Annotated in this window: 26 protein-coding genes; 20 read left to right on the forward strand and 6 right to left on the reverse strand. The window is 64.4% G+C overall.

Going from position 1 to position 24836, the window contains the following annotated elements; genetic code table 11:
* The first annotated feature begins 20 nt into the window (after positions 1-20).
* Positions 21-155, forward strand: a complete 135-nt coding sequence (locus VKI00_RS12945; RefSeq protein WP_324438014.1) for an SDR family oxidoreductase — start codon at positions 21-23, stop codon at positions 153-155.
* Positions 156-208: 53 nt separating this feature from the next.
* On the opposite strand, the gene VKI00_RS12950 is transcribed toward VKI00_RS12945, so the two are convergent.
* On the reverse strand, positions 209-637 hold the full coding sequence (locus tag VKI00_RS12950; RefSeq protein WP_324437907.1) for a hypothetical protein: 429 nt from the start codon (positions 635-637) through the stop codon (positions 209-211).
* 209 nt (positions 638-846) lie between these two features.
* Here VKI00_RS12950 and VKI00_RS12955 point away from each other — a divergent pair, with 209 nt between their 5' ends.
* The 10 genes from VKI00_RS12955 (at position 847) to VKI00_RS13000 (ending at position 11053) form a co-directional block, all read left to right on the forward strand.
* Complete coding sequence (locus tag VKI00_RS12955) at positions 847-1125, forward strand: hypothetical protein (RefSeq protein ID WP_324437910.1); 279 nt, start codon at positions 847-849, stop codon at positions 1123-1125.
* A 110-nt stretch (positions 1126-1235) separates the two neighbouring features.
* A complete protein-coding gene (locus VKI00_RS12960; RefSeq protein WP_324437912.1) occupies positions 1236-1391 on the forward strand; it encodes a hypothetical protein in 156 nt (51 codons plus the stop codon).
* Between the two features lie 75 nt (positions 1392-1466).
* The gene (locus VKI00_RS12965) at positions 1467-1778 is read left to right on the forward strand and encodes a hypothetical protein (RefSeq protein WP_324437914.1); all 312 of its coding nucleotides are present in this window, start codon (positions 1467-1469) and stop codon (positions 1776-1778) included.
* A gap of 23 nt (positions 1779-1801) precedes the next feature.
* Positions 1802-3610, forward strand: a complete 1809-nt coding sequence (locus VKI00_RS12970) for a dihydroxy-acid dehydratase (RefSeq protein ID WP_324437916.1) — start codon at positions 1802-1804, stop codon at positions 3608-3610.
* Entirely contained in the window at positions 3607-4335 is a 729-nt protein-coding gene (locus VKI00_RS12975; protein WP_324437918.1) for a haloacid dehalogenase type II, read from the forward strand. The genes VKI00_RS12970 and VKI00_RS12975 overlap by 4 nt, the downstream gene beginning before the upstream one ends.
* 21 nt (positions 4336-4356) lie before the next feature.
* Positions 4357-6006, forward strand: coding sequence for an alpha-keto acid decarboxylase family protein (locus VKI00_RS12980; RefSeq protein ID WP_324437920.1), 1650 nt, complete (start codon positions 4357-4359; stop codon positions 6004-6006).
* Positions 6007-6465: 459 nt separating this feature from the next.
* Positions 6466-8469: a glycoside hydrolase family 172 protein gene (locus tag VKI00_RS12985; RefSeq protein ID WP_324438016.1), complete on the forward strand. Its 2004-nt coding sequence runs from the start codon at positions 6466-6468 to the stop codon at positions 8467-8469.
* Between the two features lie 95 nt (positions 8470-8564).
* Positions 8565-10049, forward strand: coding sequence for an MFS transporter (locus VKI00_RS12990; protein WP_324437922.1), 1485 nt, complete (start codon positions 8565-8567; stop codon positions 10047-10049).
* Positions 10050-10159: 110 nt separating this feature from the next.
* On the forward strand, positions 10160-10480 hold the full coding sequence (locus VKI00_RS12995; RefSeq protein ID WP_324437924.1) for a DUF732 domain-containing protein: 321 nt from the start codon (positions 10160-10162) through the stop codon (positions 10478-10480).
* 171 nt (positions 10481-10651) lie between these two features.
* Positions 10652-11053 carry a DUF732 domain-containing protein gene (locus VKI00_RS13000; RefSeq protein ID WP_324437926.1) on the forward strand — a complete coding sequence of 134 codons (402 nt, stop codon included), beginning with the start codon at positions 10652-10654 and terminating at the stop codon, positions 11051-11053.
* Between the two features lie 18 nt (positions 11054-11071).
* Here VKI00_RS13000 and VKI00_RS13005 read toward each other — a convergent pair whose 3' ends face one another.
* Positions 11072-11236, reverse strand: a complete 165-nt coding sequence (locus VKI00_RS13005; protein WP_324437928.1) for a hypothetical protein — start codon at positions 11234-11236, stop codon at positions 11072-11074.
* A gap of 634 nt (positions 11237-11870) precedes the next feature.
* On the opposite strand from VKI00_RS13005, the gene VKI00_RS13010 reads away from it, so the two are divergent.
* The gene (locus VKI00_RS13010; protein WP_324437930.1) at positions 11871-12848 is read left to right on the forward strand and encodes a Gfo/Idh/MocA family oxidoreductase; all 978 of its coding nucleotides are present in this window, start codon (positions 11871-11873) and stop codon (positions 12846-12848) included.
* Positions 12849-12851: 3 nt separating this feature from the next.
* Here the strand turns inward: VKI00_RS13010 and VKI00_RS13015 are convergent, their stop codons facing one another.
* Positions 12852-13697 (reverse strand): SDR family oxidoreductase, encoded by an 846-nt coding sequence (locus tag VKI00_RS13015; RefSeq protein ID WP_324437932.1) that lies wholly within the window; start codon positions 13695-13697, stop codon positions 12852-12854.
* Positions 13698-13821: 124 nt separating this feature from the next.
* Here VKI00_RS13015 and VKI00_RS13020 point away from each other — a divergent pair, with 124 nt between their 5' ends.
* On the forward strand, positions 13822-14568 hold the full coding sequence (locus VKI00_RS13020) for a GAP family protein (RefSeq protein ID WP_324437934.1): 747 nt from the start codon (positions 13822-13824) through the stop codon (positions 14566-14568).
* A 12-nt stretch (positions 14569-14580) separates the two neighbouring features.
* Here the strand turns inward: VKI00_RS13020 and VKI00_RS13025 are convergent, their stop codons facing one another.
* On the reverse strand, positions 14581-15228 hold the full coding sequence (locus VKI00_RS13025; protein WP_324437936.1) for a PASTA domain-containing protein: 648 nt from the start codon (positions 15226-15228) through the stop codon (positions 14581-14583).
* A gap of 78 nt (positions 15229-15306) precedes the next feature.
* Between VKI00_RS13025 and VKI00_RS13030 the strand changes: the two genes are divergently transcribed.
* On the forward strand, positions 15307-17553 hold the full coding sequence (locus VKI00_RS13030) for a molybdopterin-dependent oxidoreductase (protein ID WP_324437938.1): 2247 nt from the start codon (positions 15307-15309) through the stop codon (positions 17551-17553).
* A gap of 124 nt (positions 17554-17677) precedes the next feature.
* On the opposite strand, the gene VKI00_RS13035 is transcribed toward VKI00_RS13030, so the two are convergent.
* Positions 17678-17989, reverse strand: coding sequence for a hypothetical protein (locus VKI00_RS13035; protein WP_324437940.1), 312 nt, complete (start codon positions 17987-17989; stop codon positions 17678-17680).
* Positions 17990-18175: 186 nt separating this feature from the next.
* On the opposite strand from VKI00_RS13035, the gene VKI00_RS13040 reads away from it, so the two are divergent.
* The 4 genes from VKI00_RS13040 to VKI00_RS13055 are packed head-to-tail and all read left to right on the forward strand — an operon-like array spanning position 18176 to position 22184.
* A complete protein-coding gene (locus VKI00_RS13040) occupies positions 18176-19798 on the forward strand; it encodes a class I adenylate-forming enzyme family protein (RefSeq protein WP_324437941.1) in 1623 nt (540 codons plus the stop codon).
* Entirely contained in the window at positions 19785-20558 is a 774-nt protein-coding gene (locus tag VKI00_RS13045; RefSeq protein ID WP_324437943.1) for a class II aldolase/adducin family protein, read from the forward strand. Before VKI00_RS13040 ends, VKI00_RS13045 begins: the two co-directional genes overlap by 14 nt.
* A 17-nt stretch (positions 20559-20575) precedes the next feature.
* Positions 20576-21844 carry an amidohydrolase family protein gene (locus VKI00_RS13050; RefSeq protein WP_324437945.1) on the forward strand — a complete coding sequence of 423 codons (1269 nt, stop codon included), beginning with the start codon at positions 20576-20578 and terminating at the stop codon, positions 21842-21844.
* A gap of 1 nt (position 21845) precedes the next feature.
* Complete coding sequence (locus tag VKI00_RS13055) at positions 21846-22184, forward strand: hypothetical protein (RefSeq protein WP_324437947.1); 339 nt, start codon at positions 21846-21848, stop codon at positions 22182-22184.
* 3 nt (positions 22185-22187) lie between these two features.
* Here VKI00_RS13055 and VKI00_RS13060 read toward each other — a convergent pair whose 3' ends face one another.
* Positions 22188-23174: an LLM class flavin-dependent oxidoreductase gene (locus VKI00_RS13060; protein WP_324437949.1), complete on the reverse strand. Its 987-nt coding sequence runs from the start codon at positions 23172-23174 to the stop codon at positions 22188-22190.
* Positions 23175-23226: 52 nt separating this feature from the next.
* Here VKI00_RS13060 and VKI00_RS13065 point away from each other — a divergent pair, with 52 nt between their 5' ends.
* Both VKI00_RS13065 and VKI00_RS13070 read left to right on the forward strand, forming a co-directional pair.
* Complete coding sequence (locus VKI00_RS13065; RefSeq protein WP_324437951.1) at positions 23227-23991, forward strand: SDR family oxidoreductase; 765 nt, start codon at positions 23227-23229, stop codon at positions 23989-23991.
* Between the two features lie 14 nt (positions 23992-24005).
* Positions 24006-24836, forward strand: coding sequence for a sugar phosphate isomerase/epimerase family protein (locus VKI00_RS13070; protein ID WP_324438018.1), 831 nt, complete (start codon positions 24006-24008; stop codon positions 24834-24836).

Consider the following 24836-nt stretch of genomic DNA (forward strand, 5'->3'; position numbering starts at 1 on the left):
CGGACGGCAATGACGCGCTGATCGCCAAGGTGCCGATGCGTCGAAGGGGAGAGCCCGAGGAAATCGCGAACGCCGTCGTGTTCATTTCGTCCCCCGAGGCTTCCTACATTTCCGGCACAGTGTTCGAAGTGGATGGTGGCACGTCGGCCGCCTGATTACCCACCCCTGAACTAGCCAGGGCCGCAACAATGTTCGCAAGCGTTCACCCTCAAGATGGAATCTTCCGGCCTCGTACGTAGGACCCGACGATGTACAACAGGGCACCCAAGAGTATTGCGAACTTGATGATCGCCGCGCCGCGAGCCCGACGCGCGTTGAGGTCGATGTTGTTGCCCGCCAGAACTTTTAAGAGCGCAACGCCCTCCACCGCGTCGGTGATAACAGCGGGAGCGACGCCAAGCCGAACTGCGGCTGGGTGGCCCAGCCGGCGCCGGGCGCCGTCCACCAGCAATGTGGTCAAAGCGCCATAGGTGGCCATGTAGCCGAAGTCGAGCTGAAGGGAACGACGCGCCGCCCGTCGACCATCATCTCCCCACGCGCTCATAATCCGTTGTGCGCGTTCGCCGTTGCCCGTCAATTCGAAAGCAATGATGCCCGGTCCGCCGCAACGGTGCATCTTTCGCTCGAGCGCCAGCATCACCGACGTGTAACCGGCGAAAGCCGATAGGGCCCAAATCAGGCGATTGCCGAAAAAGCTCACGCGAGGTTGCCTGAGGCATTGACGCTCCTTCCTCCAGACTTGACTACCTAGGAGCGAACCACGGTCGGCGCCAAACCGGTACCGGCGATGAGGAATACGACGGATCTGTACAAGCGACCGCGAACCGATCGCTTCATCCTTGAAAGGTGTTGTACGAATCCAAGATCGCGCCCGAGTTGGACCATGTGCAAGAGACATTGCTGATTCCGCTGTACGCCAGGGCGCGTGACGCGGCTCGGCGTCACGCGGTGCTTCACGATGAACGGGCGCGCGAGCTTGTCGACGGCATCGACTATGACTTCACCCCGTTCGGCGGCCCCTCGCTGCCGGGTTGCGTGCTTCGATCGGCCATCCTCGACGGCTGGGTGCGCGGGTTCATGTCTCGGCATCCAGCTGGAACCGTCGTCGAACTTGGTACGGGCTGAACACCCGGTTCGATCGGCTCGACAACGGCGCGGTCCGGTGGTTCGATCTCGATCTTCCCGACGCGATTGCGCTGCGCCGACGGTTCTTCGCCGACCGACCGCGGTGCACAATGCTGGCGGGTTCGGTGCTTGACACCGATTGGTTCGACACCGTTGCCGCTACTCGCGGTCCGTATTTGTTCGTCTGCGAAGCCGTCTTCGTCTACCTGGCCGAGGAACAGGTCCGCAGTGTGCTGTCGCATGTTAGGGCCCGCAGCTACGCTTAGCCACACCGTGCGTTTAGAGGCGAAGCGGCGGGTACGGGTGCGATGAAGCTGGTTGACCGGCGGGCCGAGTGCAGCATGCTGGACCGGCTGGTGGAGGCGGTGTGCGCTGAAAACGGCGTGAGTTGTGCGGCCATCCCCGCCGAGGCGACTGAGCGCACCGTGGGCGAGCTCATCGCCAACCCGAGCCCTGCGGAACGACAGGACGTTCGCCATGCGCTGCTCGGCCTCGAGGTCGTAGTACCCGACGGACATGCGCCGGCCCGTTTCGGCGGTGAAACCGTGAAAGACGTTGCCGGCTATGACACCAAGCGCCTCTTCATCGGCGGCCGCGGCGCCTTGGGCGCCATCACCAGCGCCATCTTCAAGATCACCGTCAACGCCGCCTAATACCCACAGAAGGAGAATGTGCCATGACGACAGAACCCACCGCGACGGGCAACGGCCACTCGCGGAAGCGCCCCCCGCGCGATGCCGGCGCCGGGGGCGGTCCCCCGGTCACCGGGGATCACTTCGCCGGTGATGGCGAAGGAACGATCATGCGGGCGTTTCTGCGGGCGGGTGGTTTGAGCAAGGAAGAGGTGCGGCGGCGCCCGATAATCGGGATCTGCTCGAGCTTCAGTGAGCTCAACCCCTGCAACATGGGCCTGCGCGATCTCGCCGAATCGGTGCGACGAGGAGTCACCACGGCCGGCGGGACTGCTGTGGTGTTCCCGACCATCTCGCTGAACGAGAACATGCTCAAGCCGACCTCGATGCTGCTGCGCAACCTGATGTCGATGGACGTCGAGGAGATGATCCGATGCAGCCCCATCGACGGGGTGGTGCTGCTGGCCGGTTGCGACAAAACCGTACCGGCACAGTTGATGGGTGCGACCAGCGCCGGCAAGCCGGCCATCATGCTGACCGCGGGCCCGCGCAGCTGCGGCTTTTTCCAAGGACGTTCCATTGTCACGACCGACATCTGGGACCTCGCGCCGGACCGCTTCGCGGGCCGCATCGATGACCAGGAGTGGGACGAGCTGGAAGGGACCTTCGCCCCCACCGTCGGGGTCTGCAATGTGATGGGGACCGCCACGACAATGGCCATCGCCGCGGAGGTCCTCGGCATGGCGTTGCCGGGCTCGGCAGCGGTGCCGGCGGTCGAACAGCGCCGGCGAGACCTCGGCGAGCGCACCGGTGTACGTGCAGTGGAGTTGGCCCGCACCGGCATTCGCCCCGACGACGTGATGACTCCGGATGCCTTCGATAACGCCATCCGGGTGTTGTCGGCTACCGGTGGCTCGACGAACGAGTTCATCCACCTGGTCGCGGTCGCCGGGCGGCTCGGGATCTCGTTGGGGCTCGATCGATTTGAGGAGCTCGGCGAACAGACCCCGCAGGTGCTCGGTGTGCGACCCTCTGGCGAGTTCGCGCTGGAGGACTTTGACCATGCCGGCGGCGTCCCCGCTCTGTTGGCGGTCCTGGAGCCGTTGCTGAACCGCGAGGTCGTCTTGGCCGACGGGCGGACGGTGGCCGATGTCGCTGCCGATGTTCGCAGCGCGAAGCCAAAGCCCAGTCCCTGCCTGCGGTCGCTCGACGATCCGTTCCTGGACAAGAGTGGCCTGGTTGTATTGCGCGGTTCGCTGGCTCCCCGGGGCGCGATATTCAAGCGATCGGCGGCGCCGCGCAAGTTCTGGACCCATCGCGGTCCGGCCCTGGTGTTCGACTTCCACAATGCACACGAGCGGGCTGCGGATCCGAACCTGCAAGCCTCACCGGACAGCGTCATCGTGTTACGCAATGCGGGAATCGTGGGTGCTCCCGGTATGCCCGAGATCGATTTCGTGCCAATACCTGCGGTGCTTCGCGAGGCGGGCGTCACAGAGCTGGTGTGCGTGACCGACGGACGGATGAGCGGAACCGAAGGCGGCCCCACGGCATTACACGTCACCCCGGAAGCGGCCGTCGGCGGCCCCATCGGACTCGTCCGCGACGGCGATGAGATCGTGCTCGACGCCATCACCGGCCGACTCGATCTGCTGGTCGACGAAGAAGAACTGGCTCGTCGGGCCGCCGAAGCGCCACCCGGCGATTCGAAACCGGCTCGTGGCTATGAGCGGCTGCACGTCGAACACGTATTGCAAGCCGACCAGGGCTGCGACTTGGACTTCCTGGTCGATTACGACTGGCAGCAGCAGTCCCTGGACTCGCAGCACGCAATAAAGGAGCTACACCAATGAGCGAGATTCGGGCGTTGCTGTTCGACACCTTCGGAACACTGGTGGATTGGCGCAGCGGGCTAGTCACCCAACTCGAGCAGTGGGGTAGGGTGCGCAATATCGACGCCGATTGGCCCGCCCTGGTGCTGGCCTGGCGGCGCGATCACGTTCCGGCGTTAACCAAAGTGCGTACCGGGCAACGCGAATGGGCCAACTACGATGAACTGCAAAGCGAAACCATGCGCCAGCTTGCCCCGCAATTCGGGTTGCCCGCACTCAGCGACGACACCCTCGACCACCTGGCCAGAATGTGGCACCAACTACCCGGCTGGCCTGACACCAGCGAGGGCATGGCACGGTTGCGCAAGAAATATCTTGTCGCACCGCTTTCCAATGGCCACCTCGCCCTGGTGATGGGACTGGCCCGGTCCGCAAATATGACCTTCGACGCCGTTTTCGGCGCCGACGTCTTCCGGCAATACAAACCCGACCCGAAAACCTATCTCGGCGCGGTCGCTCTGCTCGGATGCTCACCGACCGAGGTGCTCTTTGTGGCCTCTCACCCCTCGGATCTCGAGGCTGCTGCGTCGTGCGGACTGCGCACCTGCTTTGTCTCCCGGCCCCTGGAATACGGCGCCGGCGTCGTGATGGAGCAACCGCCGGCCGAAGGAGACTTCGATCTCATGGTCGGCGATCTCCTGGAGTTGGCGACCGTCATGGAAAACAAAGCGCTACAACATATCTGACCACTAAATACGGAGGACCTCATGGCTGAAACCGTCATTCAATACGTCTTGCGGCGGCTCAACGAGATTGGTATCGACGACGTCTTCGGCGTTGCCGGGGACTACGCGTTTCCGGTCAATGATGCGATCGTCGGGCACCCGGCCATCAATTGGGTCGGATGCTGCAACGAGCTCAATGCCGCCTACGCCGCGGATGGGTATGCCCGCGCGCGCGGCGTCGGCGCGTTGTGCACCACCTTCGGGGTGGGCGAACTGGCCGCGATGAGCGGTATCGCAGGTGCCTACGCCGAGCATCTGCCGGTGTTCCATCTGGTCGGCACGCCGAATTCGGCGACGCAGGAGGGCCGCGCGCTGGCGCACCACACGCTGGGCAACGGCGAATTCGACCTGTTCCACAAGATGGCCGAGCCGATCGTGTGTGCCAGTGCCGCGCTGACGCCGCAGAACGCAGCGGCGGAGACCGAGCGGTTGATCGCGGCGGCGCTCTACCACCGACGGCCGGTCTACCTGGCGATTCCCAGCGACGTCGCGGACACGCCCGTCCTTGGGGAGGCGCCATCGGCGAGCGCGCCGACCAGCGATCCCGAGGCGCTGGCGGCGGCCACCGACGCGGTCGCCGCCGCACTCAACGACGCCGGTCAGGCCTGCGTGCTGCCAGGGATCCTGCTGCGACGGCTCGGCCTACAGGCTGCCGCCACGGCGTTCGTCGACGGCGCGGGCTTACCGTTTGCGACGATGTTCGCCGACAAGTCGGTGCTGGGCGAAGACCACCCCAACTACATCGGCATGTACGTCGGGCGGCTGATGGGCGAGCAGGTCCGCGCCTTCGTCGAGTCGTGTGACGTGGTGATGATGCTCGGCGCCAGGCTGACCGACGGCAACGCCGCCGGCGGCACCGTGCGGGTGGACCCGGCCAAGGTCATCACCGTCGACCATCACCGCACCACCGTGGGCTCGACGGTGTACCGCAACGTGGAGATCGGCGACATCCTCGCGCGGGTGTCGACGCGTATCACCAAACGTGCCGAGCGGCCGGCTATCGCACCGGAGACGCTGGGGCCGATCGCGGGAGGTGGCGAGGACCCGATTACCGCTGACGCTCTGTACCCGCGGTGGGCGGACTTCTTCCGTCCCGATGACGTGATCATCACCGACACCGGGACGTCGTCGCTCGGTTTGGCGTTGGCGCAACTTCCTCAAGGGGCGGAGTTTCACAACCAGACGCTGTGGGCGTCGATCGGATGGGCGACTCCGGCGGCCTTCGGCGCCGCGAAGGGGGCCCCGGATCGGCGGCTGATCCTGATCACAGGGGAGGGCTCGCATCAGATGACCGCTCAGGAGATCAGCCAGCTCGGTCGCCACGGGCTGCGCCCGATTGTTTTCGTGCTCAACAACTCTGGCTATCTCAGCGAACGGATGCTGTGCAAGGACATGGCCCTGGGTTACAACGACATCGCGGCGTGGAGCTATGTCGAGCTACCCCATGCCCTGGGCTGCCAGGGGTGGTTCACCGCGCGAGTGAGCAGCTGCGGCGTGCTGGATGACGCGCTCAAGACGGCCGGGCAAGCCGATGGCGCCGCCTACATCGAGGTGATCACCGGCCCCTACGAGGCCCCGCCGATGTATAAGAAGCTGCACGAGCACGTCGAATCCTTCTACAACATCCACTAGGCGGGCGCCGTCACGAACGACGGTAGCGGCGAGTGCCTCGGTGCCCCGATGCAATTCGCCACGACACCAGCTCAGCCTGCATCGTGGCCAGCATCACCCGTTGAATCCACAAAACGATGGTCGTACTAGCACTACGTGAGGCGACCATTCTCATGTAGGCCCTCAAACCAGTATCGGTGTGCGAGTACCACATAGCGAGTCCGTTCCTCCAACGTTACGAGCAGTTGTCCTGGACGCGAACACCTCGAAGCTGTACTACCGGTGGCACTTTCGTGCCGTGAGCAATTCTGACAGCCCCGCACCCGGTACAGCGGTTGCCCGATCGGCGTGTCGGTTGAACGCTCAAAGCTCGACGTAATTCGCGTTTCGCTCGCCGAGCAGGGAGCGGCGGTGATGGACTGGTGCGTGGTGAGTAATTCCGTCGCACCTATGCCGGTCGCTGTTCGCGCGTTGTCGGCGATGTTCGCGTTCCTGCTGCTGGGGATTGCCGCCGCTGCTCCGGCAGCCGCAGCGCCGGCCGCGCCGGTTATCGGAGCAGTCGGCGAGAAGACAATTGGCTGGGACACCTACCGTCGATTGGATCGGCTGCCGTATCTGAGCGCCGACACACGAAGCCAGCAGCTGTCGAGCTTCGATCGAACTGGTGGCAACTACGACATCTCCACCGGTAACAAGAACGGCAGCGGTGGCTGTCTGGCGTCGGGTGGCGCCGGGTGCGTCGTCGCGGAAGATCGCGGCGCCGGCGAGATCGACTCGATCTGGTTCACCCGCGACGGCGGAAACGTGACGGCGCTTGGAACGATCCGCATCGAGCTGGACGGACACCCGGTGATCGACGCACCATTGCAATCGCTGGTCAACGGCGCGCTCGGTGCGCCCTTCGTCTGGCCGCTGGTAGCCAACGCCACCCAGTCGCCGGGAGGCGTCTACATCAAGGTGCCGATGCCCTATCGGCAGTCGATGCGGATCAGCGTCGCATCGCATTTGGAGTATTACCACGTCGACTATCGCCGGTTTTCGACAGCAGACGGCGTGACGACATTCTCACCCTCCGACCCCGCACTCGACGTGCTCGCGACACTCCGGGCCGCCGGCACCGTCGACCCCAAACCCGCAACACCGAAAGCAACGCATAGCCATCGCGTCAATCAGATTCCCGCCAAGGCTAGCGTGGTGATCGCGGAATCGACTGGCTCAGGCAGCATCTCGGCACTGCGCCTGCAGCTTCCACCGCCGGCGGATCAACTGCTGGCCGGGTTGCGCCTACAGATCGAGTTCGACGGTCGAACAATGGTTGACTCGCCACTAGGAGAATTCTTCGGCGCAGGACTGGGCACCGACAGCGTGCGATCGCTGATGTTCGCCACGACCCCACAGCCCGAAGGATCGTTGTCGTTATCGGCTTGGTGGCCAATGCCTTTCGCCCATACCGCCCGCGTCACCCTTGTCAACGCCACCCTCGGCCCGATTACCGGGATCGACAGCGACGTCGCGTTTACGCCCGACCCGCAGTGGGCACCCGCGCTGGCCAGCGGCCGCGCAGGCTACTTCACCGCACGTTCGCACGCCGGACCAACGACGCTCGGTCAAGACTGGATATTCGCCGACGAACACGGCCACGGAAAATTCGTCGGCGTCAGCCACACCATCCGCGGCTCGCGGATCAAAACGGATTTCGGCGACGACGCGCCCTACTTCCTCGAAGGAGCCGAACGGGTCTACACGGACGGTTCTGAGTCGCCGCAGTGGTACGGCACCGGCACCGAGGACTTGTACGAGGGCGGCTGGTACTTCCACAACGGCACCATCTATAGCGACCCGCTCACCGGTCAACCCGACCAGCGCACAGCCACCGGTGGATGCGCGGACTACTGTGTGGCCGTCTATCGTGTCATGCTCGCCGAAGCGATCGACTACCATTCCGCGATCCGATTCGGCATCGAACACGGTAAACGCAACATGGTCCAACCCGACTACAGCTCAACGGCATTCCTCTACACACAACCAGACGACACCGCCACACCCAGCGACGACGTCAACCCCACCGATCCGGTAAGTCGACTCCTGCACGGCTACTCCGACGGCGAAGCCACCGATCAACTGCTTGTCAGCGGATACGAGGGCACCGATGACGCCCGCCCCATTCCCGGGTTAGTCCATGCCACCAACGCCGCGATCACGTTCCATGTCATCATCAATTCGGACAACAAGGGCATCCTGCTGCGCCGCACGTCCGACCAAGCGACCGGCTACCAATCAGCGGACGTTGCCATCGACGGCACACCCGCCGGGATCTGGTTGGAGCCGCGCAGCAACAACGCACACCGCTGGCTCGACGACACCTACCTCGTCCCGGACCGTCTTACCGCAGGTAAAAACCTCGTCACGGTCAGCATTACGCCGACCCCTGGCACGCCGCCATGGACTGCGAGCCGCTACCACATCGATGCGCTGACGGGGTAGTCCGAGGTTCGTCCGTCGATCGAAGAAGTAGTTTCGTTGAGGCTTGCGATACGCGATTGCGGGTAAACGTCGGGGTCGACACAGAACGGAGCAGCATGAGCGACAGCGTCCAGACCGGAACCATCACCACGCAGGTGCCGGCACGGCTGGACCGACTGCCCTGGGCGCGGTTTCACTGGCGCGTCGTTGTCGGTCTCGGCGGGGTGTGGATTCTCGACGGACTCGAGGTCACGATGGTCGGCAACGTGTCGTCCCGGCTCACCGAGAAGGGCAGCGGTATCGAACTCGACCCCGCACAGATCGGGGTGGCAGCGGCGATCTACATCGCGGGGGCTTGCCTAGGCGCATTGTTCTTCGGTCACCTGACCGACCGCTTCGGACGGCGCAACCTGTTCATGCTGACCCTTGCGGTGTATTTGATCGCGACCGTTGCAACCGCATTCGCTTTCGCCCCTTGGTATTTCTTCATCACCCGGTTTTTCACCGGCTCCGGGATTGGGGGCGAATACGCCGCGATCAACTCGGCGATCGACGAGTTGATCCCCGCGCGTGTGCGCGGTCGCGTGGACCTGGTGATCAACGGGACATACTGGCTGGGTTCGGCGGCGGGGGCGGCCGGTGCGCTGGTACTTCTAGACACGTCGAACTTTCCGGCCAACATCGGGTGGCGGCTCGCCTTCGGAATCGGAGCCATCTTCGGCATTTTCGTCCTCCTTGTCCGGCGCAACGTTCCGGAGAGTCCACGCTGGTTGTTCATTCACGGGCGCGATCAGGAAGCCGAGCACGTCGTCGCTTCGATCGAAGCCGAAATCGAGCAGGACACCGGGCAGCCACTGCCCGAGCCGCAGGGGCGCCCGCTCACAGTTCGTCAGCGCGAGACGATTTCGTTCCGCGAGATCGCCAGGGTTGCATTCAAGCTTTACCCGCGGCGCGCCGTTCTGGGGTTGGCACTGTTCATCGGGCAGGCGTTCCTCTACAACGGCGTGACGTTCAATCTCGGGACCCTGTTGAGCGGGTTCTATGGCGTCCCATCCGGAAAGGTGCCGCTCTTCTACATCCTCTGGGCGCTCAGCAATTTCATCGGCCCTTTGGCACTCGGGTCGCTGTTCGACACTGTCGGCCGCAAACCGATGATCACCTTGTCGTATATCGGTTCCGCGGTGGTGGCCGTCGTCCTCGCGGGGCTGTTCGTGACCGGGGCCGGCGGCGTCTGGATGTTCATCGTCGTGCTCGCGCTGACGTTCTTTTTGGCGTCGGCGGGCGCGAGCGCGGCGTACTTGACCGTCAGCGAGATCTTTCCGATGGAGACCAGGGCGTTGGCGATCGCATTCTTTTACGCGGTTGGCACGGCGATTGGTGGTATCACCGGGCCGCTGCTGTTCGGTCAGCTGATCAATTCGGGCGAGCGCGGCCTGGTGATCTGGTCGTTCCTGATCGGAGCGGCGGTGATGGCCGTCTCGGGGTTGGTCGAATTGTGGCTTGGTGTCGCGGCCGAGCAACGCCCGCTGGAAGAGCTGGCGTTGCCGTTGACGGTGGCCGACGCGGAGCGCGAGGAACAGGCGGGGAACACCCCGGGGTAGGCGTGGCATGGGCCAACGTCGGCGTTAACGCCGTCTGAACACTTGTCGCATATCTCCTCGGCGTTCGATGTGGGATGCAGGGGCGACGCGAGTTTGGAACAGTGGGAAGTATGAAACGTCTGCTGATGCTGACCAGTGTCGCCGCCATGATCGGTATGGCCGCACCCGCATACGCCGACGATCCCCCGTCCAGCGCCGACGAGGACTTCATTTCCCAACTCAAAGATGCCGGGCTTGCCGAGCAGGATCCGGCCGCCGCGATCGCGATCGCCAAGGACATGTGCTCGCAGGTCGACGCGGGCACGCCGGGCACGGAAATCAAGAAAAACCTGGTGTCGCGCAATCCGGGCTTATCGGAGCAAGGCGCCATCAAGTTCATCATCCTCGCGTCCGCCGAGTACTGCCCGAAATACGTGACCGGCCAGGGTTGACCGCCGAAACCGCCAGGCGCAGTGGGCAACTGAGCAGCGAGGCCGAGCGGGTCACGCCCCGCTGCGGAGGGCGAGGAAAAAGCGGGACGTCAGCGTTAACGCCGTCTGAACACTTGTCGAATGTCGCCCTGGTGTTGAATGCGGGATGCGTTCTTGGGAACACTGGAAGGCATGAAACATCTGCTGATCCTGACAAGTGTCGCCGCCATGATCGGAATGGCCGCGCCGGCATACGCCGACGATCCGCCGTCCGGTGTCGACGCTGACTTCATTGACGGACTCAAAGCCGCCGGGCTTACCGAGCAGGACCCGGCCAAGGCGATCGCGGCTGCCAAGGACATGTGCTCGTTGATGGACAACGGCACGCCGGAATCAGTAATCCAGAGCAACCTGGTGTCGCGCAATCCGGGCTTGACGGCGCACAACGCCACCGAGTTCATGACAATCGCGAAAGGCAAGTACTGCTCGAAATACCTGACCGGTCAGGGCCAACCCCCGAAACCGCCGGGCGCTGAGGGCACCAACCCGCCGGGACCTGAGGGCAACAAACCGCCGGGTGCTCCGGGCAACTAAGCGGTCAGCCCTAACGGGTCACGCGCCGCGGCGGACCGCATCGTCGGCGCTGGCCCGCATTCGCTCGGACAATCGAAGCAGGTCGTGCTCGCCTATTCCGTTCTGCAGCGTGTACGCAAGTTGTCGTAACTCGACGGAGCAGTTGCGCAATTCTTCGCGGAGCCGCGCTTCAAGGGGAGGCATGGCCTTCTTCCTCAGCTAGGGCGGGCCAAAAGCCCGGCAATCCAACTTAAAAAATGTACCCAGTCCAGTGGCTTGAGTGCGAGAGACCTGAGGGCTTTTTTACGGGACTTTGACATGCCGTTTACGCCCCCGGGTGTCTCGCGCCACTTGTGAACTGCAATCCTCACTACGATTCGGCCGTCGTTGGACAAGCTTGGCGAGTCGCGTTATGCCTGCAGGCACCGCGGGCCGGCGAGGCAGAACGCATTTCTCGCCCAGCTCGGGCCTATACGTTACGGCGCCACAGTGACATCGCCACGTCAAGTGGCGTCCACACGAGCATTCAGTGCTGCCGGACAGCATCCGTTCCCGCCGCATCAGATGACCGCGGGGGCACCGCAACGGTGGGCGCCCCGACCACTGACTCGTCGGGAACCGGACCAGCTCACCGACCTCAGTCATGGGGCGACGGTAGGCGTCCAGCCTGCGTGCGACATTAATAATTCAAGTGAGGTTGCTGAGAAAAAACGCATTTCGGCCCGCCGCACACTCAGATGACGGGGTTTGTTCAATTCGATGTAATTCAAGATCGCAAGGCTTAACGTTCGACGTTTATCTTCCGCCAAAATTCCGCGTCGCCAAGTAGCCTGATCCCGTGCAAATTGGGGTACTGGGTGCAGCGCGTATCGCGCCGCCGGCGCTCATCAAACCGGCCAAAACAAACAACGACGTCGTGGTAGCCGCCGTGGCTGCGCGCGACGTCTCACGCGCTCGGGCATTCGCGGCCAAACACGACATCGCCCGCGTGCACGACAGCTATGACGCGCTGCTCGCCGACCCGGATATCGACGCCATCTACAACCCGCTGCCGAACGGCCTGCACGGCAAATGGACTCGGGCCGCACTGACCGCCGGTAAGCACGTGCTGTGCGAAAAGCCGTTCACCGCCAACGCCGCCGAAGCCCGCGAGATCGCCGAACTGGCCGCACAGTCGGACCGAGTCGTGATGGAGGCGTTCCACTACCGCTACCACCCGATGACTCTGCGTATCGAGGAGATCATCGCCTCAGGCGAACTAGGCAAGCTGCAGCGGGTCGAGGCGGCGCTGTGCTTTCCGCTGCCGAAGTCCTCCGACATCCGCTACAACTACGCGCTCGCCGGCGGCGCAACCATGGACGCTGGGTGCTATGCGGTCCACATGGTCCGGACGTTCGGGGGCTCAACCCCGGAAGTCGTTTCAGCGCAGCCGAAATTGCGCGAACCACAAATTGACCGGGCGATGACGGCCGAGGTGCGGTTTGCCGAGGGGCATACCGGCCGGATCCGTTGCTCGATGTGGTCGTCGCGGCTGCTGGAGATCAGCGCTCACGTGATTGGTGACAAGGGCGAGCTGCGTGCGCTCAATCCGGTGCTGCCGCAGATGTTCAATCGGCTCTCCGTCCGATCAGCTGCCGGCAAACGTGTCGAGCGTTTTCCGCGCCGCGCCTCCTACGCCTACCAGCTGGATGCCTTCACCGCGGCCGTGCTACATGGCCAACCGGTGAAGACTACGCCCGAAGACGCAATCGAGAATATGACGGTTATCGATGCGATCTACCGCGCCGCCGGCATGCCGCTGCGCGAGCCGAGCTGACCGTCACGGCGCGACGGGGCGATTCGTCCATTCCCGGTCGGGTCGGCGCGACGAGCGAAACCATCCACCCGCTGCGCCGGTGCCGCCGTCGGTCGGGATCGTGTGGCCGGTGACGAACGCCGACAGGTCGGAGGCCAGGAACAGGATCACGCGGGCCTGGTCCTCCGGCAGTCCCATCCGTCCGACCGGAACCCATTGCGGCCATTGCCGCTGCTCTTCCGCGGAGAGCCACCGCGAGTACGGCACCTGCAGTGATTCGGTGACATCGGGGCCGATCGCGTTGACGCGTACGCCGTCGCGGCCTACCTGCACGGCGAGGCTGCGGGTGAAGTGGATGACGGCGGCTTTGAAGGCAGCGTAGACCGGGTCCTCGGGGTAGCCGCGCAACCCCTCGACGGACGAGACGTTGACGATTGCGCCGGCGCGCCGCTCGATCATGGCCGGCAGGAAGGCGTGGGTGACGAGAAAGACGTGGTGCAGGTTGATCCGGTAGAGCTCGTCCCACAGTTGGGGGTCGGTATGGACGAAGTCGCCCGGGTGACGCAACCAGTGGCCGACGTTGTTCACCAGGACATCCACCTGGCCATGGCGCTCGAGTACCGACCGCGCCAAACCGCTGACCTGGTCGGCGTCGCGGACGTCGACGACGAACGCGACGGCTGACCCGCCAGACTTGCTGATGTCGTCGGCAGTCTGTTGAGCAAGTTCGGTGTCGATATCAGCAATGACGACGTGGGCGCCGTGTTGCGCGAATAACCGCGCAGTCGCCGCGCCGATACCGCCGCCGCCGCCGGTCACGACCGCCACTCGGTCGGCAAGCAGTGCGCCGGCAACCGTTGCATCGTCCATCGTCATATCTTCGGCTTTCTCGGTGGTATCTATCAGCAATTGTTGAAAGCGCAAGTCCGATAGCCAATTTCACGGCTAGGCCTCGGCTCTCTGACGCCCGGGGCGGCAGGCTAGGTTTTCCGACATGTGGAGCTCGCTGGCGCTGCTGGCGCTTCCGATAGCACTCGACCCGGTGCGCCTCGGCTTCAACGTTCTTCTCATTTCCAGGCCACGGCCCGCGCAAAACCTGCTCGTCTACTGGGTCGGTTGCGCGCTGGGCGGTGTTGTCTTATTACTGGTCCCGATTTTGACGTTGCATTTCACACCGGTGTTTTCATCTTTTGTGCACGACTTGGCCAACCCTGCCAAGCCCGCCAATTCCGCGGTCCGGCACATCGAAATTGCGATGGGTGCGCTCGTGCTATTTGTCACCGCCCTCATGGCAGTGCGCTTTTTCGCGCGTCAGCGCGCGCGACTGCCGGCACCGGGCGCCAACGCATCCACCTTGGTAGCGGACTCCAATGCATCCAACCCGATCTCGCGGCTACTGAGCCGCGCCAACAACGCGTGGGAAAGCGGCTCGCTGTGGGTCGCGCTGGCGATCGGCCTCTTCGCGGCGCCCAACCCAGCTTTGGTGGTTTTGGGACTCGCGGCCATCGTGCCGTCGGGAGCCCTGATCGGCACGCAGATCGGCGCCGCCATCGTGTTCATCGTCGAGACGCTCACGGTGGTCGAGATCGTTCTGCTCAGCAATCTGGTCGCACCAACCAAGACTGAAGCATTGCTTCGACGCCTACACGACTGGGCGCGGTCACATCGCCGCCAGGTCCTGGTGGTCATGTTGACATTCGTCGGGCTCGCGCTCGTAGCCCAGGGCATGGGCATCATCTGAGCTCGCCTTCAGTTACCCGATGGCCTGGTCGTGCGGGTCAGGCAACATCTCGCGAGCCGATCGGGGCGTGGGTCGCGGGCGTCGCGGCTCACGGACACCGGCATCGCCGTCACCCCGCAGCCACAATCGGACCACCGATCCGGCCCTGACCCGTGCGCCGGACTCCGGGCTCTGGTCGGTGACAACCCAGCGTCCGCATGTCGGGTCGGTTGGGGTGTCCGGTTGGGCGTTGATCGCCGTCAGTCCCTGGGTGGCGAGCACGCCACGGGCCTTCGTCCATTCCAGTCCAACAACGTTGGGCACCAGCACTTTCGATGCCCGACGCTGCTCTTGGGCGCGGATCTTCACCAGATGCGAGGCGGCGTCAGCAAGAACACCGCGCTCGGACTCGCCACTACCGGGGGAGTCGTCGAGGTCACGCCATCGCTCCCACGCAGACTGCCTTGTGACGCCTAGATAAGTAGCGATCTCAGCCCAGGACTTGCCGTGCAGGCGAGCGGCTCGAACCGCCGCTAATTCCGCTTGGTCGAGCATCCGGCGCACCACAGCGATATCGGATAGGAGGCGAAGCCCGTCGTCACCGTCAGGCGGGTGTCCACTGTCCGCCGCCAGCCGCCGCCACGCTTGTCGGGCCTGCTCCCAGCCATCCGCGACGCTCATGCTGTCAGGATAGCCTGACACACCGAGCGCCACCCCCCACCACTTCCGTTACCACAAGTAGCGGAATAGAGTGAGCGGATGGTGAACGCCGAAGACGGCAGGTATGTACGCACCTGTCCACTCTGCGAAGCGATGTGCGGTCTGGAGATTCACGTCGAAGGCGGCAAGGTCTCGAAGATTCGCGGCAACCGCGACGATGTGTGGAGCCGCGGACACCTCTGCCCGAAGGGCACCTCGCTGGGCGCGTTGCACGACGACCCGGACCGCATCCGCCGCCCGATGATCAAGGTCGATGGGCGTTGGCAGGAGGTCAGCTGGGACGCGGCGTTTCGCCGCTGCACGGAGTTACTTATGCCGGTGATCAGCGAATACGGGATCGGTGCGGTCACCGCCTACACCGGTAACCCGCTGGCGCACTCGTTTTCGCTGGCCCGCTACGCGGGTGTGCTGCTGGGCATGTCCGGCATGCCGGTCACCTATTCGCCAGGGACAGTCGACCAATGGCCAAAGAACCTGTCGTCGCACCTGATGTACGGCGGCTGGTGGACCTTTCCGGTGCCCGACATCGAACGCACCGACCTGCTGGTGATCATGGGTGCCAACCCCGCTGCGTCGCAGGGTTCCCTGCTGGCCGCGCCCGACGTGATGGGCCTGATCGACGCGATTCGCAAACGCGGCAAGGTGATCGTGATCGACCCGGTGCAAACGCTGACCGCGGCCCGCGCCGACGAGTGGCTTCCGATCGTTCCGGGCACCGATGCGGCGCTGCTGCTCGCCGTCGCCCACACCCTGTTCGACGAGAACTTGATCAACCCCGCACCGCACGTCGACGGCATCGACACGATGCGACGGGTCGCCACGGATTGGCCGCCGGCGCGGGTAAGCGCCGTCACCGGCATCGACGAAGATCGAATCCGTCGGCTGGCACGTGACCTCGCCGGCACCGAGAAATCAGTGGTGTACGGCCGAATCGGGTTGTGCAACCAGGAATTCGGGAGCCTGGCCAGCTGGCTGGTCGACGTGATCAACATCTTGACCGGACATTTCGACAAACCCGGTGGCGCGATGTTTCCGCGACCGACAGCTTGGTCGATCACCACGCAGCCGTTGCCGGGTCTGGAGGGTGGCATCCCCGAGTTCGGCCGGTGGCGTACCCGAGTGCGCGGCGCAAAGGAGGTTCTCGGACAAACGCCGGTGTCATGCATGGCCGAAGAGATCGCCACGCCCGGCGACGGCCAGCTCAAGGCGTTGATCACGGTCGCGGGCAACCCGGTGTTGTCCACGCCCGGCGGTGACAAACTCGACGAGGTGCTGCCGATGCTGGACGCGATGATCTCGGTCGACCTTTGGCTCAACGAGACGACGCGTCACGCCGATGTGATCCTGCCTGGGCTGTCGGCCCTCGAGCAGCCGCATCACGACGACCTGGTACTGCAATTTGCGATCCACAGCGTCGCGAACTACTCGGCCCCGGTTTTCGACCCCGGCGACCGCCCGCACGAGTGGGAGATTTTGATCCGGCTGACCGGCCTATGCACCGGTACACCCGCCGAGGACGTCGACGTCGGCGCAATCGACGACGGCTATTTCGATTACTTGGCCTTTACCCGGGGACTCGACGGCGCGACGCTGCGCAAGCTGTACGACCACGGCGGCCCGGAGCGGATGTTGGACCTCACATTGCGTACCGGGCCGTTCGGGGACCGGTACGGCGAGAACCCCGGCGGGCTCACCTTGGACATGCTCAAGGCCAACCCCAACGGAATCGATTTCGGCCCGATGGTCTCGCAGCTGCCTGACGTCCTCGGCACCCCCGACAAGAAGATCCGGCTCGCCCCGCCATATCTACTCGATGACTTGTCGCGGCTGGCCGCCCGCATGGAACGCCCCGCCGAGCCGCTGGTCCTGGTCAGCCGCAGACACTTGCGGTCAAACAACACGTGGATGCACAACGTGCCCGCGCTGATGAAGGGCAAGGACCGGTGCACGCTGCTGATCCACCCCGACGATGCGGCACGGTGCGGCGTCGCCGACGACGATGTCGTCACGGTGAAATCCGCGGCCGGCGAGATCACAGTGCCCGTGGAAATCACCAGCGCGATCAAACCCGGCGTGGTGTCGATGCCACACGGCTGGGGACACGGCAAGCCTGGAACCCGCATGTCGGTGGCGAACAATTCACCGGGCGCAAACACGAATGCGCTTTCCCCGCCGACGTTTATCGATGAGCCGTCGGGCAACGGTGCGCTCAACGGCATCCCGGTGACGATCATCGGTGATCGAGCCCGAACGCGACCCTCGCAATCCGCCGGCGCGGCGAGGTGACATGATCCCGGTCAGTCTTCGTGATGGCGCTGATAGTCCCAACGCTCGAGCCGAGGCTGCAGGTCGTAGATTCCCGCCGCGGCCATCACCAGAAATATCGCGGAGCCGAAAGCGATGATGGCGTTCACAGCCGGTCCATTTCGCGTGCCATCAGGGCACGTTCGAGGAACTCGTAACGCCTCGGGACGCTCGGTCGAGGTGGACGCGCTGCCTCCGCCGTAACCGCGTACATCCGCTTCATCAGTGCGACAAATCGCCGGCTGATGCTCTCGCGCCGTCCCGGCACCGCAGCCGCGGTGCCAAAAAGCACCTCTTGTTCGGTGATCAGCACCTCGGCCGATGCCGCTTCATCCGCGGGCGCGGGCGAGGTTGGTCGAGATATAGGCACCTGTGGGGTATCGGCCGTGGTGGCCGACGCCGTTCCTGAATTGACCATTTCAGTCGTCTCCTTTGTGATGTGTCGTTGACCGGTTCAACCGGCCATCTATGCAAAGGAACGTATGGTCGGCGGGTACCTGGGAACACGAGTAGCGCACTACCTGTTTCTGCACCTCACGACGCGAAGGGGGTGCGAGTCGGTAATGCCGCTGGCAAGTAGGGTGCTTCGCCATATCATCGGGTGATGAGCGCCGGTGGGCTGGATACCGTGGGCTCGCCGGCATTTACCGACGAGGAATCGGCGCGGTATCGCGCCGCCGGCTGGTGGTCCGAGTCGACGTTGTCCGACGCGGTGCGTCTCAACGCCGAACACTCACCGGACCGGTGCGCTTACGCCGACGATCCCGGCACAGCCCTCACGTGGCGTGAATTCGACCGTTCGGCAGACGCTCTGGCGCGGCAGCTGGCCGGCGTTGGCGTGGAACGGGGCGACCGTGTCGCGGTGTGGCACGGCGACTCCACCGCCATCCACGTCTTGTTCGTCGCGATCGAGCGGCGCGGCGCCGTCGTCGTCGGGATCGGCGCGCGCGCCGGCACCCGTGAGGTTGCCGCGATACTCCGTAGTTCGCGACCGATGCTGCTGATCAGCGATGAGCAGCGCCGCGACGCCGCCGCGCGCGTAGCAGCCGAATTCCCGGTGCCGTCCCTGGTCTTGACCCATGATGCGGACGTTCCGCGTCTCAACACCGACGCGAAGCCGCGGACATTGGGCGTCGGGGCGCAACTCGGTCCGGACGATGTGTTCCTGATCAACTCGACGTCCGGCACCACGGGGCTGCCCAAATGCGTCGTGCACACCGAGAACCGTTGGCACTACTTCCACCAGAAGGCGGTCGCCAACGGACAACTGACGTCAGACGACATCTTCTTGCCGGTCATCCCAACGCCCTTCGGTTTCGGGCTGTGGACCAGCCACACCACCCCGATCTTTCTCGGTGCCACCGCGGTGATCCTGAAGCGCTTCACACCGCAGTCGACATGCGAGACGATAGCCCGCGACAAGGTCACCGTACTTTGCTGTGTCAGTACACAACTCACGATGCTGATGGCCGACCGGGCTTGCCGGGATTACGACCTGAGCTCGTTGCGTGTCGTTTTCACCGGCGGGGAGGCATTGCCATACCGGCCGGCCGCCGAGTTCGAGGACCTGACCGGCGCAAAGATTCTGCAGTTCTATGGCTCGAATGAAACCGGTCTGCTCAGTGGAACCACCTTGGCAGACCCGCTGGAACGCAGACTCCGAACCAGCGGGCGAATCGTGCCCGAGATGTCGGTCCGGCTCTTCGACGGCGATCAGGACGTCACCGCGACCGGCCGAGGCCAGCCCGCGTGCCGGGGTCCAGCGACGAGCCTGGGCTACCTCGGCGGTACCGACCATGACCAGTTGTTCACCTGCGACGGCTGGATGCGGATGGGCGACCTCTGCAAGATCGACGCCGAAGGCTATCTGACCGTCACCGGCCGAATCTCCGATTTCATCCTGCGCGGCGGCAAGAACATCAGCGCGTCGCAGGTCGAGGACGCGGCGATGACGCACCCTGCGATCGCGATAGCGGCAGCGGTGGCCATGCCCGACCCGGTGTTCGGTGAAAAGGTTTGCCTCTACGTCGAACTCACTGACTCGGCGACCATCGATCTGCCCAAACTCGTCGAACACCTATTGGCACTTGGCGTTTCCAAGGAGCTGTTACCCGAACGACTCATTGTGGTCGATGAACTACCCCGGTCATCCGGCGCAAAGATCGCCAAAGGCCGGCTCCGTGAAGATATTCGGGCCAGGATGGAGGCCAGTGATGAACGCGCGTAACGCACGACGAGGTGGGCTGGAGGTGTGGGCACCCTCGGTGGTGCCCCCGATCGGCGTCGACCTGTCCGACGAGCAGGCGCTCGCGGTGGCTTTTCGCCACCTCGCCGCCACCGGTTTCGCCGAGAACATGGCCGGACACATCACCTGGCAGCCCGACGGACACACCGACATGTTCGTCAACCCGTGGGGATTGTGGTGGCAAGAACTGACCGCATCCGATATCTGCGTGGTGGACAGCGAAGCGCGGGTAGTCCGCGGACGCTGGGATGTCACGCCGGCGATCCATATCCACACCGAGCTGCACCGCGTCCGCGATGACGCGCGAGTGGTCATTCACAATCACCCGTACTACGTATGTGTGCTCGCCGCGCTGGGCAGGCTTCCCGAGCTGGTTCACCAGACCGGTTCGCTGTTCCTCGACGACCTCTGCCTCGTCGACACCTACGACGGTGAGATCGACAGCGCCGGCCGCGCAGCCGATCTCGCGGCCCGCATCGGCGGCGCCAACCTGACGATTCTGGCCAACCACGGTGTCATCGCAACCGGACGCAGCCTGCCCGAGGCCGTCTACCGCGCCGCGTCGATCGAACGAGTATGCAAGCTGGCCTACGACGTGATGCTCACCGGAAAGGAACCGGTGAAGATGAACTGGTCCGACATGGCAGGCATGCAGGCATCGCTGATCGAGCGGGCCGCCGACGTGTATTGGGCCGGCGCGGCGCGGATGACGATCAAAGCCGATCCCGATGTGCTGAACTGACCGGATTGGGTGAAGAAATGAAATCGATCGACGACCTGGCCGCCAACCTGAACTTCACGACCGCCAAGACCGGCGACGATCGCTCGGTTACGTTCCTGCCCGATCCGCCTCGGGCGCAACGCCGCTACACGGTGATCTCCGTCGACGATCACATCGTCGAACCCCCGGACACGTTCGCCGGACGTCTGCCGCGCAGATTTTCCGACCGAGCACCCAAAGTCGTCGACACCGAAGCCGGCGGGCAGACCTGGGTCTACGACGGTCGGGAATTGCCCAATGTCGGGTTCAACGCGGTGGTCGGGCGGCCGGTGTCGGAGTACGGCTTCGAGCCGGTCCGGTTCGACGAAATGCGCCGCGGGGCATGGGATATCCACAGCCGCGTCAAGGACATGGACCTCAACGGCATCTATGCCTCACTCAACTTTCCGTCGTTTCTACCGGGGTTTGCCGGACAGCGGCTCCAGCAGGTGACCGACGATCGCGATTTGGCGTTGGCCTCCGTGCGCGCATGGAACGACTGGCACCACGAGGTTTGGGCGGGCTCATATCCCGGCCGGATCATTCCGTGTCAGTTGCCCTGGCTGCTGGACCCCGAGCTCGGCGCCAAAATGATCTACGAGAACGCCGAGCGCGGATTTCACGCCGTCACGTTCAGCGAGAATCCGGCGATGCTCGGGCTGCCGAGTATTCACTCCGGACACTGGGATCCGATGATGGCGGCGTGCGCCGAAACCGGCACTGTGGTGAACCTTCACATCGGATCTTCGGGTTCGTCGCCGTCCACCACCGAAGACGCGCCGCCGGATGTGCAGGGGGTGCTGTTTTTCGCCTATGCGATTTCGGCGGCGGTCGACTGGTTGTACTCCGGGCTGCCCAGTAGGTTCCCCGATCTGAAGATCTGCTTGTCCGAAGGTGGAATTGGTTGGGTCGCGGGCTTGCTGGATCGCCTCGACCACATGCTCAGCTATCACGCGATGTACGGAACGTGGGCATCGATAGGTGAGACATTAACTCCCGCAGAGGTTTTCACCCGCAACTTCTGGTTCTGCGCGGTGGAGGATAAGTCGTCGTTCGTCCAGCACGACCGCATCGGCGTGGACAACATCATGTTGGAAGCCGATTACCCGCACTGCGACTCCACCTGGCCGCACACCCAGGAAACGATCCATGAAGAAATCGGGGATCTTCCAACGGATCTGATCCGCAAATTCACCTGGGAGAACGCTTCGCGCCTGTATCGCCATCCGGTGCCGCTCGACATACAGCGGGATCCCGAGGCGTTTTGAGGTGGCAAGCCGCGGTCGCAAGTTGCCGTGGGGGATTGCGCTCGTCGCGTTTTTTGCGGGCATCGGCGGAGCGCTCACCCGCGGATTCTGGGGCGTCAGCCAGGACTGTCGCACCTGGGTCAACAGCAACGGCTATCAGCTCCTCCAAAACGATTGGTGGCCCAAGTCGCGAGGTTGTGTCGCAAGAACCCCCGGCGGTGACGAGGTCGCGCACAGCGAAGATCTCCGCAGCAAAGCGACCGGCTGGGCGTGGCAGTTCGCAATTTTCGCCGTCGGCGCCTTGCCCGCGGTCGGCATGATCGTCTTCGTCAGCAGCCATCCGCGCGCCACAGATGCGTAAGCGCTATCCGTCGCCGGCAGCGCGTAGCGCGGGCATGACCGCTTCGTCGACGTAGCGCAGATACTTCCAGGCGATGTCGGGCGGGATGCCTCCGCACAACGGCGAAAGGGTGAGCATGCCACCGCCGTGCACATGCGCGATTGCTTCGTCAGCGCTGAAGATGCGGTGCGTGCGCGACATCGCGCGCAGCTCGTCGACGTCGTTGGCCTCCCCGATACCCGCCGATGTCTGATTTTCCGGGTTCCACTCGGCGTACGCGCGCGCGTCGTGCAGCAGGTGCGGTCCGATCTCCCGCCAGGCGAGATCGACGTCGGGGGCGACGAAACACACGCTCGGCGTGTCGCGATTCGGCAGCAGCGTCATACCGGGCTGATGACCGTGTGCGCGGCACGCTTCTTCGTAGGCCTCTTGCGAACCGGGCACATCACCCTGCGCGAGATAGCCGAGGCCGTAGCGGCCGGCGCGTCGCGCGGCAGCCAAACTTCCGCCGCCCCACATCATTAGCGGGCCCTGCGGCGAGAACGGCTGCGGCGTCACCCTGATTCGCCGGCCCTCGTGCTGCACCACCTCGCCGGCAAGCAGGCGACGCAACAGGTCAAGCTTCTCGTCGGCCATTCGCCCGCGCGCCCGCACGTCAAGCCCGAAGTGCTCGAATTCCTCGGCCCGATACCCGAGCCCGAACACGTAGCTGGCCCGGCCCTTGCTCAGGATGTCCAGGACGGCGATCTCTTCGGCGAGCCGAACGGGCTCGTAAAACGGGAGGATGACGATGAGCGTCATCATCAACTGCTTGGTGCGTGCGGCGATGGCGCTGCCGAGGATCATCGGTGTTGGCAGATAGCCGTCCGGCGACCCGTGGTGCTCGCAGATCACCGCCGCGAGGCAGCCGCGTGTTTCGGCCCACGCGCACATGTCGACGGCGGCCTCATATAGCTCGGTGGTCGCTGCCCCGAAATCGGGGGCGCGCATGTCGAACCGCATCGAATACATGGGCCGCCGTTACCTGACATTGGCTCTCTAGCGACGGATAGACTCCGCGGCCATGACCGTACCTCATTCACCGTTGACGGGCCGGCGCATTCTGATCACCGGCGGCGCCACCGGTATCGGCGCCGCCGCGGTGGGGGTGCTGCACGCAGCGGGCGCGCGCGTCGTCGCGACGTACCATCGCACCGATCCTGCCAGCGACGCCGCGCCGGTGGTGTGGTTGCAGTGCGATGTGCGGGATGCGGAGTCGGTCGAATCGACGTTCTGTACCGCGGTGGAGGAACTCGGCGGCCTGGACGTGCTGGTGAACGCCGCCGGCTTGTGGCAGGCGGGAGTGCCCGGACATATCAGCAGCGACGACATCGACTTCCTGCTGGCAACCAACGTCAAGGGAACGATTCTCACGAATCAGGCGGCACACGCTGTGATGCGCGGCAACGGTGGACGGATCATCAATTTCGGTTCGGCCGAAGCGGTTATGGGCAGCCCGATCGCCGCCGTGTACTCCGCCACCAAGGGCGCCGTTCAAGCCTGGACGCGGTCGGCGGCCAAAGCCTGGGGCGCGGACCGGGTGACCGTCAATGCGCTGGCGCCGGCCGTGCAAACTCCGGGCGCAGATCGGTTCCGGGATTTCCTGGGTCCGGATGCCGCGGCGTTCATGGATCAGCAGATGCAATTGTCAATCCCGCTGGGAGGCAAGCTCGGCGACCCGGCCAGTGACCTGGGTCCGGTGTTGGTTTTCCTTGCCGGTGACGGGGCCGGATTCATCACCGGGCAGTTGATTCCCGTCGACGGCGGGCTAGCCATGGTCGGCGGGTGAGCGGAACGACGCCAATGGACCGCCTCGGCATCGAGATGCTCTGCGTCTTCGGTATGCCCCCAGTCGAATACGTCCACCTTGTCGCGGATCTGGGGTGCCGTTACATCACCACCGGAATGGTCGGGTTCGCACCACTGAAGACGCTTGGCTACCAACCGTTTTCGCTGCGCGATGATGCCCGCCTGCGCAGCGAACTTCTTGCGGTGATGGATGACCGCGGCGTATCGATTTCGTTGGGGGAGGGCCTGCTGATCGCGCCGGGCGTCGACGTTCGTTCGTATGCCGCCGATTTGGACATCATGGCCGAACTGCGGATCCCGCGGATCAACACGGTCAGCCTGGAGGCGGACCGGCCCCGCACGTTCGACGAACTCGCCGTGCTCACCGACTTGGCCGCCGAACGCGGCATTTTGACCAGCGTCGAACCCGTTCCCGGTCTGGCCATCGCAGATCTGCCGAGCGCGCTGGCCGCCGTCGAGCATGTCGGCCGGGATGAGATCAGCCTGCTGATCGACACGATGCATGTGGCCCGCTCGGGTGCCGGGCCGGACGACCTTCGAGCGCTGCCCGCACAGCGTATCGGTCATGTGCAGCTGTGTGACGTGCCGTTGCGGTCGACGAGGGAGTACCACTACGCCGAGGAGGCGATGTATCACCGGATGGTGCCCGGTGAAGGCGAGTTGCCGCTGGCCGAGATGCTGGCGGCCCTGCCAGCCGACCGCGTCGTCGGGTTGGAGGTGCCGCTGCGGTCACGCGCCGAAGCCGGCGTCAGCGCCTACGAGCGGATACTTCCGTGTGTTGAGCGCGCGCGGGCGCTGCTGGCTCAAGCGGACGAAATCCGTTGA

It is taken from the genome of Mycobacterium sp. (assembly GCF_035314665.1).
In the GTDB taxonomy this organism is placed as follows: Bacteria; Actinomycetota; Actinomycetes; order Mycobacteriales; family Mycobacteriaceae; genus Mycobacterium.

Bases quoted from the DNA above. Each gene is read 5' to 3' on its own strand.
- VKI00_RS12950 (WP_324437907.1), bottom strand. From the start codon at position 637: ATGCTGGCGCTCGAGCGAAAGATGCACCGTTGCGGCGGACCGGGCATC.
- VKI00_RS12960 (WP_324437912.1), top strand. From the start codon at position 1,236: ATGCTGGCGGGTTCGGTGCTTGACACCGATTGGTTCGACACCGTTGCC.
- VKI00_RS12965 (WP_324437914.1), top strand. From the start codon at position 1,467: ATGCTGGACCGGCTGGTGGAGGCGGTGTGCGCTGAAAACGGCGTGAGT.
- VKI00_RS12970 (WP_324437916.1), top strand. From the start codon at position 1,802: ATGACGACAGAACCCACCGCGACGGGCAACGGCCACTCGCGGAAGCGC.
- VKI00_RS12975 (WP_324437918.1), top strand. From the start codon at position 3,607: ATGAGCGAGATTCGGGCGTTGCTGTTCGACACCTTCGGAACACTGGTG.
- VKI00_RS12980 (WP_324437920.1), top strand. From the start codon at position 4,357: ATGGCTGAAACCGTCATTCAATACGTCTTGCGGCGGCTCAACGAGATT.
- VKI00_RS12985 (WP_324438016.1), top strand. From the start codon at position 6,466: ATGTTCGCGTTCCTGCTGCTGGGGATTGCCGCCGCTGCTCCGGCAGCC.
- VKI00_RS12990 (WP_324437922.1), top strand. From the start codon at position 8,565: ATGAGCGACAGCGTCCAGACCGGAACCATCACCACGCAGGTGCCGGCA.
- VKI00_RS12995 (WP_324437924.1), top strand. From the start codon at position 10,160: ATGAAACGTCTGCTGATGCTGACCAGTGTCGCCGCCATGATCGGTATG.
- VKI00_RS13000 (WP_324437926.1), top strand. From the start codon at position 10,652: ATGAAACATCTGCTGATCCTGACAAGTGTCGCCGCCATGATCGGAATG.
- VKI00_RS13005 (WP_324437928.1), bottom strand. From the start codon at position 11,236: ATGCCTCCCCTTGAAGCGCGGCTCCGCGAAGAATTGCGCAACTGCTCC.
- VKI00_RS13015 (WP_324437932.1), bottom strand. From the start codon at position 13,697: ATGGACGATGCAACGGTTGCCGGCGCACTGCTTGCCGACCGAGTGGCG.
- VKI00_RS13020 (WP_324437934.1), top strand. From the start codon at position 13,822: ATGTGGAGCTCGCTGGCGCTGCTGGCGCTTCCGATAGCACTCGACCCG.
- VKI00_RS13025 (WP_324437936.1), bottom strand. From the start codon at position 15,228: ATGAGCGTCGCGGATGGCTGGGAGCAGGCCCGACAAGCGTGGCGGCGG.
- VKI00_RS13030 (WP_324437938.1), top strand. From the start codon at position 15,307: ATGGTGAACGCCGAAGACGGCAGGTATGTACGCACCTGTCCACTCTGC.
- VKI00_RS13035 (WP_324437940.1), bottom strand. From the start codon at position 17,989: ATGGTCAATTCAGGAACGGCGTCGGCCACCACGGCCGATACCCCACAG.
- VKI00_RS13040 (WP_324437941.1), top strand. From the start codon at position 18,176: ATGAGCGCCGGTGGGCTGGATACCGTGGGCTCGCCGGCATTTACCGAC.
- VKI00_RS13045 (WP_324437943.1), top strand. From the start codon at position 19,785: ATGAACGCGCGTAACGCACGACGAGGTGGGCTGGAGGTGTGGGCACCC.
- VKI00_RS13050 (WP_324437945.1), top strand. From the start codon at position 20,576: ATGAAATCGATCGACGACCTGGCCGCCAACCTGAACTTCACGACCGCC.
- VKI00_RS13060 (WP_324437949.1), bottom strand. From the start codon at position 23,174: ATGTATTCGATGCGGTTCGACATGCGCGCCCCCGATTTCGGGGCAGCG.
- VKI00_RS13065 (WP_324437951.1), top strand. From the start codon at position 23,227: ATGACCGTACCTCATTCACCGTTGACGGGCCGGCGCATTCTGATCACC.
- VKI00_RS13070 (WP_324438018.1), top strand. From the start codon at position 24,006: ATGGACCGCCTCGGCATCGAGATGCTCTGCGTCTTCGGTATGCCCCCA.